Annotated in this window: 9 protein-coding genes; 7 read left to right on the forward strand and 2 right to left on the reverse strand. The window is 48.5% G+C overall.

What is annotated here, in order from left to right; genetic code table 11:
- Positions 1-59: 59 nt before the first annotated feature.
- Genes FWJ59_RS05930 through FWJ59_RS05940 form a run of 3 tightly spaced genes read left to right on the forward strand, consistent with a single transcriptional unit; the run spans position 60 to position 2,059 of the window.
- Positions 60-746, forward strand: a complete 687-nt coding sequence (locus tag FWJ59_RS05930; protein ID WP_414481049.1) for an amino acid ABC transporter permease — start codon at positions 60-62, stop codon at positions 744-746.
- A complete protein-coding gene (locus FWJ59_RS05935) occupies positions 739-1,461 on the forward strand; it encodes an amino acid ABC transporter ATP-binding protein (RefSeq protein WP_414481050.1) in 723 nt (240 codons plus the stop codon). The genes FWJ59_RS05930 and FWJ59_RS05935 overlap by 8 nt, the downstream gene beginning before the upstream one ends.
- A 13-nt stretch (positions 1,462-1,474) precedes the next feature.
- Positions 1,475-2,059: a hypothetical protein gene (locus FWJ59_RS05940; protein WP_414481051.1), complete on the forward strand. Its 585-nt coding sequence runs from the start codon at positions 1,475-1,477 to the stop codon at positions 2,057-2,059.
- Positions 2,060-2,070: 11 nt separating this feature from the next.
- On the opposite strand, the gene FWJ59_RS05945 is transcribed toward FWJ59_RS05940, so the two are convergent.
- On the reverse strand, positions 2,071-2,235 hold the full coding sequence (locus FWJ59_RS05945; RefSeq protein ID WP_414481052.1) for an aspartyl-phosphate phosphatase Spo0E family protein: 165 nt from the start codon (positions 2,233-2,235) through the stop codon (positions 2,071-2,073).
- 254 nt (positions 2,236-2,489) lie between these two features.
- On the opposite strand from FWJ59_RS05945, the gene hpf reads away from it, so the two are divergent.
- The 4 genes from hpf to FWJ59_RS05965 all read left to right on the forward strand — a co-directional run bounded on the left by hpf (position 2,490) and on the right by FWJ59_RS05965 (position 8,040).
- Positions 2,490-3,026, forward strand: coding sequence for a ribosome hibernation-promoting factor, HPF/YfiA family (hpf, locus tag FWJ59_RS05950; protein WP_414481053.1), 537 nt, complete (start codon positions 2,490-2,492; stop codon positions 3,024-3,026).
- A 243-nt stretch (positions 3,027-3,269) separates the two neighbouring features.
- Complete coding sequence (gene secA, locus FWJ59_RS05955) at positions 3,270-5,954, forward strand: preprotein translocase subunit SecA (RefSeq protein ID WP_414481057.1); 2,685 nt, start codon at positions 3,270-3,272, stop codon at positions 5,952-5,954.
- A 45-nt stretch (positions 5,955-5,999) separates the two neighbouring features.
- Positions 6,000-7,104, forward strand: a protein-coding gene (prfB, locus tag FWJ59_RS05960) for a peptide chain release factor 2 (RefSeq protein ID WP_414481054.1) whose coding sequence is annotated in 2 segments (ribosomal slippage) — positions 6,000-6,074 and positions 6,076-7,104 — 1,104 coding nt in all. Because the reading frame shifts where the segments join, the coding sequence is not laid out codon by codon here.
- 489 nt (positions 7,105-7,593) lie between these two features.
- Positions 7,594-8,040 (forward strand): chemotaxis protein CheW, encoded by a 447-nt coding sequence (locus FWJ59_RS05965; protein WP_414481055.1) that lies wholly within the window; start codon positions 7,594-7,596, stop codon positions 8,038-8,040.
- A gap of 166 nt (positions 8,041-8,206) precedes the next feature.
- Here FWJ59_RS05965 and FWJ59_RS05970 read toward each other — a convergent pair whose 3' ends face one another.
- Positions 8,207-8,812 carry a hypothetical protein gene (locus tag FWJ59_RS05970; RefSeq protein WP_414481056.1) on the reverse strand — a complete coding sequence of 202 codons (606 nt, stop codon included), beginning with the start codon at positions 8,810-8,812 and terminating at the stop codon, positions 8,207-8,209.
- Positions 8,813-9,087 lie beyond the last annotated feature (275 nt).

A 9,087-nucleotide genomic window follows, 5' to 3' on the forward strand; every position in this document is an offset into this window, starting at 1 on the left:
CCGGTGCTAGCTTGTTTTTCGTCTTTTAATAATCAATTTAAGGAGAGGGAGAGAATATTGTGTTGGAGGGTATTTTCAGGATTCTGTCCGATGCCATATACTTCAATCTAATTAAAGAAGACCGGTACATGCTATTTATAGACGGGCTTAAGGTAACCATACAGCTCACCGTTTTTGCCGCAATAATAGGTATCATAATAGGCCTTGTGATGGCTATAGCCAAGCTGACAAATAATAAGATATTAAATAGAATTGCAACCATATATACCGATGTCATTCGGGGTACACCTTCAGTAGTTCAGCTGATTGTGATATACTATGCTATACTAGGGAGCAGCCAGCTTCCCAAGTTGCTGGTGGCATCGCTGGCCTTTGGCATAAATAGCGGGGCTTATGTTACCGAACTCATACGCGCCGGAATACTGGCAGTTGACAAGGGGCAGATGGAAGCCGCCAGGTCTCTGGGACTTTCATATGCTCAGGCCATGCGCTACGTCATAGTGCCCCAAGCTATAAAGAACATACTGCCCGCGCTAGTCAGCGAATTCATTATGCTGCTCAAAGAGACCGCGGTTGCCGGATACATCGCGTTGGATGACCTGACACGGGCCGGCAATATCGTACGCGGGCGTACCTTTGACCCGTATACTCCCTTTATACTGGTGGCGCTCATATACCTTTACATTACTTCGATGCTGACGGCCTTTATGGGCAGGCTGGAGAGGAGGCTCAGGCAAAGTGATTAAAGTGGTTGACTTGCATAAGTCCTTTGGCAACCTGGAGGTGCTAAAGGGTATAAATACCGAGATTCAAAAAGGAGAAGTGGTTTGCGTCATTGGGGCCAGCGGTTCGGGCAAGAGCACTTTCCTGCGCTGCTTGAATTTGCTGGAGGAGCCTACCAAGGGCGAGATATATATCGATGGCATTTCGCTCGTGGAGCATAAGAAGGATATCAACAGGCTGCGGCAGAAGGTGGGCATGGTGTTTCAACAGTTCAACCTGTTCCCCCACATGACGGTGCTGGAAAACATCATGCTGGCGCCTGTGAAGGTGAAGAGGATACCCGAGGAAGAGGCGCGGCGCAAGGCTATTGAGCTGCTCCGAAAGGTGGGATTGTCCGACAAGGATGACGTATATCCCAGCCAGCTCTCGGGAGGCCAAAAGCAGAGGGTGGCCATTGCACGCGCTTTGGCTATGGACCCCGAAGTCATGCTGTTTGACGAGCCCACATCGGCTTTGGATCCCGAGATGGTGGGAGAGGTATTAGCCGTCATGAAGCAGCTGGCCTTGGAGGGTATGACCATGGTGGTGGTCACCCACGAGATGGGCTTTGCCAGGGAAGTGGGGGATAGGATCCTTTTCATGGATGAGGGAGTCATTCTGGAGGAAGGCACCCCTGAAGAGTTGTTTGGCAATCCCAAGAAGGAGAGAACCCGTGCCTTCCTGAGCAAAGTTTTATAAAGGAGGAAGTGAATTGAGAGCTGCCAGAATAGTTTTTTGGTTGATCAGCATACTGATCTTTGCACCCCTTGTGGTATTGAATGGCAAAACCATATGGCGCAGATGGAAGGATGGGCAAGTAAAGAGCGCATATGTTAGGCTGGCTTTGACTGTAGTCGCCTGCCTGCTCATCGCAGCCTTCTTGCTATCGCTGTATCGGTTTACCCTGGGGTATCAACTGTCGCTGGTGATGGAGCGCACCATTGACATATTTACCCGGCGCATAGAGGGCGAGATAGATATAACTGCTTATAAGGACCTGATGCTGAAGAGCGGTCTGGCCGATGTGGGGTTTCGGCCGGTGCCCGAAGAGGATTTGAGGCAGGCAGGCTTTATAATAGGCGGGAAGTATTCGGTGGCCATAAGCGAGCAGGCATATGACAATAATGGCGATACCGCTGTCATGTACGCTCGCCATCAAGGGGAAGGACGGACTATCTACACGGCTGTGAGGTTTAAGTTTTACGATAATAAGTGGAAGGCGCTGGAGCACTGGGTAGTTTCTCAAGAGGAAATACAAAAGATGTCCGATATAAAATTTATTGAAATAAGGCCATAGCCGTTGCGGCCTTATTCCTGGGCTTTATATTTGACATATTGGAGTAATAGCTCATCCAGTTCCTGGCTGAGCTTGATTATCTCTTCATCCTTTAAATTGAAATCTTTGGAACGTAGGAGCTTTTTCAAGGCTTCCCGCTTCTCTTCGATTTGCCTTATTAGCCATTGTTCGTCCATTTTTACCACCTCCTTTCCCTGTATTGTGACATGTTTTTTGTAGCAGTTTAAAAAAACGACAAAATAACATAAAATGGAATAAATTGTGGTATTGTTCAATAAAGAGTGACAAAATATGACATGCTTTTATAAAAGGGTGTTTGGTATGTCTGGACAAGGGGTAAAAATTTAGTAGAAGGGCATGATAGGAATTCTTCATCGTTCCTTGAATAAAAATAATTAGAGAAAGTAAATGGGAAAGGAGCTGGCCTTTTATGGTAATTAAGTTAACCGGTAAGAATGTGGCCATCACCGACGCTTTAAGGGAGCAGGTCAATAAAAAGGTGGGGAAGCTGGAGAAGTATTTTCCGGCTGATACCGAGGCGCAGGTGACCATGTCGGTTCAAAACTATCGCCACATCGTTGAAGTCACCATACCGTTCAACGGTCTGGTCATCCGAGCTGAGGAAGCCACCGATGACATGTACGCATCCATTGACAAGGTGCTGGATAAGCTTGAAAGGCAGATCCACAAGCACAGGACCAAGCTGGAGAGGAAGCTGAAAAACGGGGCGTTCAAATACGATGCTTCTGCTTTTGGCCAGCAGATAGAGCCCGAGGAAGAACAGCCCAGAGTGGTGAAGACCAAGAGATTCCCGCTAAAGCCCATGACGGTGGATGAGGCTATTCTGCAGATGGAGCTTTTGGGGCATAGCTTCTTTGTATTTACCAATGCCGATACCGAACAGGTCAACGTGCTTTACAAGCGCAAGGATGGCAACTACGGGTTGATTGAACCCGAATACATGTAAGAAAAAAGGGAGCGATAAGCTCCCTTTAACGTTTTCTGGCTTTATCTTAAGAGCCAGCTTTTTTATTATCATTGCCGTTTACAAAATACAAAATTACCTAGATGGAATGTTTTGTAAGCTTTTCTGGGAGCACTCGGCTAAATCCTTGAATATTGTTTGAATAAATGTTAAAATTAAATAGTTATAAGCTTATGCAAAATGTGTGCGCTCCTTGATGTAGCGCATATCGAGGTGTTGAAGTTTATGGTTTCGCTTTTGAAGAAATTGCTGGGGGATAGCAACGAAAGGGAGATAAAGAGGCTTGAGAAGATAGTTGATAAAATAGAAGCCCTTGAGCCTTCTGTGCAGGCGCTATCCGACAGCCAGCTTAGGGAAAAGACCCAGGAGTTCAAAAGAAGGCTGGCCGATGGCCAGACCCTGGATGATTTGTTGCCCGAGGCCTTTGCGGTGGTGCGCGAGGCAGCCAGGCGGGTGCTGGGCATGAGGCATTTTAGGGTCCAGCTCCTGGGCGGCATAGTGCTCCATCAGGGCAGGATCGCCGAGATGAAGACCGGCGAGGGCAAAACCCTGGTGGCTACCTTGCCCGCCTATTTAAACGCCCTGACCGGCAAGGGGGTACACATCGTCACGGTAAACGATTATCTGGCCAAGCGTGACAGCGAGTGGATGGGTAAGATATATCGCTTCCTGGGGCTGTCGGTGGGGCTCATAGTGCATGGCTTGTCATCTGAAGAGCGCCGCAAAAGCTACGCAGCCGATATCACCTACGGTACCAACAACGAGTTTGGGTTTGACTACCTGCGGGATAACATGGTGATATATAAGGAGGACATGGTACAGAGGGAGCTCAACTACGCCATAATCGACGAGGTGGACTCCATATTGATAGATGAAGCGCGTACTCCCCTTATCATTTCTGGACCGGCCGAGAAATCCACCGATCTGTATTATCACGCCAACCGCTTCGTGCTGCAACTTAAGAAGGATATCGACTATGAGGTGGACGAAAAGGCCCATACGGTGCACCTGACCGAAGAGGGCGTCGCAAAGGCCGAGAAGTTTTTTGGAGTGGAAAACCTTGCCGATCCCGAGAACATTACCATATCCCATCACATAAAGCAAGCCCTTAAAGCTCATGCCCTAATGAAACGGGACAGGGACTATGTGGTCAAGGACGGCCAGGTCATAATAGTGGATGAGTTTACCGGCAGGCTCATGATGGGCAGGCGCTACAGCGATGGGCTGCATCAGGCTATAGAAGTAAAAGAAGGAGTCAAGGTGGAGCGGGAGAGCAAGACGCTGGCCACCATTACATTTCAGAATTATTTCCGCATGTATAAGAAGCTGGCCGGCATGACGGGTACGGCCAAGACTGAGGAAGAGGAATTTAAGACCATCTATGGCCTGGACGTAGTGGTCATCCCCACCAACAAGCCCATGATCAGAAAAGATTACAACGACGTCATTTATCTCACAAAGGAAGCCAAATTTAGGGCGGTGGTGGAGGAGATAGCCCAGCGCTACGCTGTTGGTCAGCCGGTGCTTGTAGGTACGGTATCCATTGAAAATTCCGAGCTGCTGAGCGAGATGCTCAAGCGGCGCGGTATTCCCCATCAGGTGCTGAATGCTAAGTATCACGAGAAGGAAGCAGAGATAATAGCCCAAGCTGGCAAGTACAAGGCTGTCACCATTGCCACCAACATGGCCGGCCGGGGAACCGACATACTGCTGGGCGGCAATCCCGAGTTCATGGCCAAAAAGGAAATGCGCAAGATGGGGTATTCTGAGGAGCTCATAAACCGCGCAACCGGCTTTGAAGAGGTAAATGACCCCGAGGTGCTGGAGGCCCGAAAGGTTTACAGAGAGCTATATGAAAAATTTAAGGTTGAAACCGATAAAGAGAGGGAGAAGGTGGTTGCGTTAGGGGGCCTTCATGTCATTGGTACCGAGCGCCACGAAAGCAGGCGCATTGACAACCAGCTCCGGGGCCGTGCCGGGCGTCAAGGGGACCCTGGTTCTTCGCGGTTTTATATATCCCTGGAAGATGACCTGATGCGCCTGTTTGGCTCCGACAGGATAAAGTCGATGGTTCAGGCTCTCAATATCGATGAAGACCAGCCCATAGAATACGGCCTTTTATCCAAGCAGATCGAGCAGGCGCAAAAGAGGGTAGAGGGGCGGAATTTCGAAATCCGCAAACATGTTTTGCAGTATGACAACGTCATGAACGTCCAGCGCGAGATCATTTACAGCCAGAGGCGTAGGGTACTGGAAGGCGAAAACATCAGGGATGCTATCATGGAGATGGTCGAAAGTGTGGTGGAAAACGCCATATCCATGTATACTGGAGGGGTCGATCATCCTGAGGAATGGAACATCCGCGGCCTTGTGGAGTATCTTGAGGAGCTGTTCCTGCCCAAAGGTTCGATAGTCATTGACGAAAGCGAGATTTCCAACCTGACCCGTGAAGCGCTGAAGGCCAGGATTATGGAGGTGGCAGAGGCCACCTATCGCAAGCTGGAAGAGGAAAACGGCCCTGAAAACATGCGCGAGGCCGAGAGGGTAATACTGTTGCGCGTAGTGGATAAGAAGTGGATGGACCACATAGACAATATGGAGCAGCTCCGGCAGGGCATAGGGCTCCGCGCTTATGGCCAAAGAGACCCGGTGATTGAATACCAGATTGAAGGGTACGAGATGTTCGAGGAAATGATACGCAGCATCCAGGAGGAGACCATATCGATCCTGTATCGCCTGAGGATCAAGGATAACATGCCCAAGCGGGAAAAGGTAGCCGTACCGATGACTGCTACTCACGGTGAGGAGGTAAGGAAGCCGGTGGTGAGAAGTGAGAAGATAGGGCGGAACGACCCCTGTCCCTGCGGAAGCGGGAAGAAATACAAGAAATGTTGTGGTCGCGCCGTTTGAGCGCGCTGTTGCTAAATAAAAATTATCGAGAAAGGGGATGATAGAGTGGTTGAATTGGAAAATGCAAGGTTTGAGCTGAAGTCCATAAAGGATACCCTCGCTAGAATAGGTGATTCACTTTGACATATCGGGCTGCGAGGGCAAGATAAAAGAGCTGGAACAATCCATGAATGACCCCGAGTTTTGGAACGACCTGGAACGTTCCCAAAAAGTTAATCGCGAGATAAAGGCTTTAAAGAACAAGGTAGAAAGGTATAAAAAGCTGTGGTCCAAGATTGAGGACATAGAGGTTCTTATACAGCTGGCGCTGGAGGAACAGGATTATTCGGTGACCGATGAGGTAATAAGCAGCCTCCGCCAGTTGGACAAAGAGGTTAATGCTTTTAACATGGAGACGCTGCTCCGTGGACCTTACGATAGAAATAACGCCATTGTATCCCTCCACGCGGGAGCGGGCGGTACCGAAGCCATGGATTGGGTGGCGATGCTGTTCCGCATGTACACCCGGTGGTGCGAGGACAAAGGATACGAGGTCAAGGTTTTGGATATGCTGCCGGGAGAAGAGGCCGGCATAAAGAGCGTCACTTTCCATGTCATTGGCCCCAATGCCTATGGCTACTTGAGATGCGAGAGAGGAGTGCATCGTCTGGTGAGGATCTCGCCATTTGACGCCTCGGGGCGGCGGCATACTTCCTTTGCATCGGTGGATGTGATGCCGGAACTGGAAGATGACACCGAGATAGAGATTCGCCCTGAGGACCTGCGCATAGACACCTACAGGGCCAGCGGTGCAGGTGGGCAGCACGTCAATAAGACCGAGTCGGCGGTGCGCATAACCCACATCCCAACGGGCATTGTGGTGCAGTGCCAGAACGAGCGCTCGCAAATTCAAAACCGCGAGACGGCCATGAAGATGCTGAAAGCGCGGCTGCTGGAGCTTAAGGAAAGGGAACAGGAGGAAAAGCTCAGGCAGCTTAAGGGTGAGGTAAAGAAGATTGAATGGGGTAGCCAGATAAGGTCGTATGTATTTCATCCGTATAATCTGGTAAAGGATCACCGTACAGGGGCTGAGACCGGCAATATCCAGGCGGTCATGGACGGGGAGATTGACCAGTTTATAAACGCCTATTTGCTGGCTAATGTCTCCTAAAGCTGCTGGCCACCCCTGTCTATTTTTTTATCTGTTGGCTGATACTGAGAATTATGTATAGCGTCACTATGACGTACATTTTTCCTTTCAATAGCTAAAACTAATAAGCAGGTGCTGACTCATATAATGTTCCCTCAAGCGTGTAATGCACTGGCAGTGGTACTGACGATGTAAGGTGTTCGTTCTAATGGCGTTTGCGTTATTTAAGGATACGGCTAAGATGGCTGTAAATGCTGGGGATAATCGGTAGGGCATAGGCCGACGACGCACGGCAAATGTTAAACAACAGTCCGGATAAAATGGTAAAAGGCCGACGATAGGATGGGGAAACGGCAAATGATGGTGAACCATAGTGCGGGGAGATAGATATAAAAAGGAGCAAAATTTTTGGTTAAAAAGCAGGAAAACGTGTCGAAAGTGTAGAAAATATCACCAAAAAAGCCATTGCGGGAATGATGGGTGGAAAGGAAAGGGAGAGGGGGATGTTGTATGGAAGAGATGCAGTTTGTGGTGTTCAAACTGGGGGATGAGATGTACGGAGCGCTAATACACAACATACAGGAGATCATCTTGCCGGTCAAGCCGACGAAGGTCCCAAACAACCCCGATTTCATCGAGGGCGTAATCGACTACCGCCAGGAGGTTGTGCCGGTGTTGGACCTTAAGAAGAGGTTCCGACTGGGAGGGTCCGATTACGGCCGTGAGGCGCGATTTATCGTGGCTGAGGTGGGCAAAAAGAAGGTGGCCTTTATAGTGGATGAGGTCACGGAAATATTGAGGGTTGACTCTTCCAGGATAAGCGAGCCGCCCGAGATGACCAAGATAAATAAGGACTATATAGCTGGCGTAGTTAAATTGGACAGCGGCCTCATTATACTCCTCGACCTGTCAAAAGTGCTCACGGTTACCGAGCAAGAGGTACTGGAAGCCCTGTAATTTAGATGTTTTACCTAAAAGGCTAACGTGAAATTGTGTTTGGCTTATATTAAAGAGGCTTAAAGACGCGACGGCTTAAGTCTATATAAAATAAAAGAGGCAATTCATCTCTATTTTTGTCAAAATAGAGAGTGAATTGCCTTTGTACTTGTAAGTAATAAAACCTTTATTTCTTGGTCTGCCTGTGGTGTTCGTGCATCAGGTAGGGAATTCTCATGGCGTGCTGTGCCTCTGATGTCCTGGTCATGAAGAATAGGTTGCGGAGATAGGCGGTAGGGGCTTTAAGGTATTGTTCCCCGTATTTTTTGTAGTCGTTGGTTTCGGCCAGTATCCTTTGCTGTAACGCTTCCATGAAATCGTCGGGTACTTTAGGATCTTCAATCTTTGGAGGTTGATATTTTCTTCCGGTCAGCATGAAATATGCGTTCATGAAGTCCTGGGCATGCATCTTTTCGTCTTTGCTGAATTCCATAAGTAGATCCTTGGCTTTCTGGGTAGGTGCCTTTTGTGCCAGCAGTTCGTAATACCTGCTGTCTGTAAGCTCGTCTTTAATGTATTCTTCCAGGTTTCTTATAAGGCCTGGCCAGACAGGGTAGATGTAAGGGTCCATTTCGGAACCATAGTGGTCCCAGTAGCCATAGCATTCATTGTCCGTATTATAACCATATCCATCGTAGTTCATATAACTGTAATAGTCATTGTAGTAGTCGCTATGGTAGTCATCATAATAGTTGTAATCTTCGTAATGATTTGCGCCGTTATAGCTATACACCTTGTTCACCTCCGGAAATCGTTGGATTTATCACTGAACATTAACATTTTATGAAATGTGCCAAGAGAAGGTTCTTGACGGGAACAAGTTTTTTACGCTTAAGACGTGGAGCCTGATTAGCGGATTGGAGGTGGCAGTTTAAAAACAGAACTACTACGGTAGCGCAGCTGGCAAAAGGTTATACCCTTATCGGATGAGCAGCAAAAGGAGATAGAGATGTGCCTCAAAAATACAGGATGGCAATCACTCCTTATTATGCCATATTGATGGATCCA

It is taken from the genome of Caldicoprobacter sp. (genome assembly GCF_047459465.1).
Taxonomy (GTDB): domain Bacteria; phylum Bacillota; class Clostridia; order Caldicoprobacterales; family Caldicoprobacteraceae; genus Caldicoprobacter.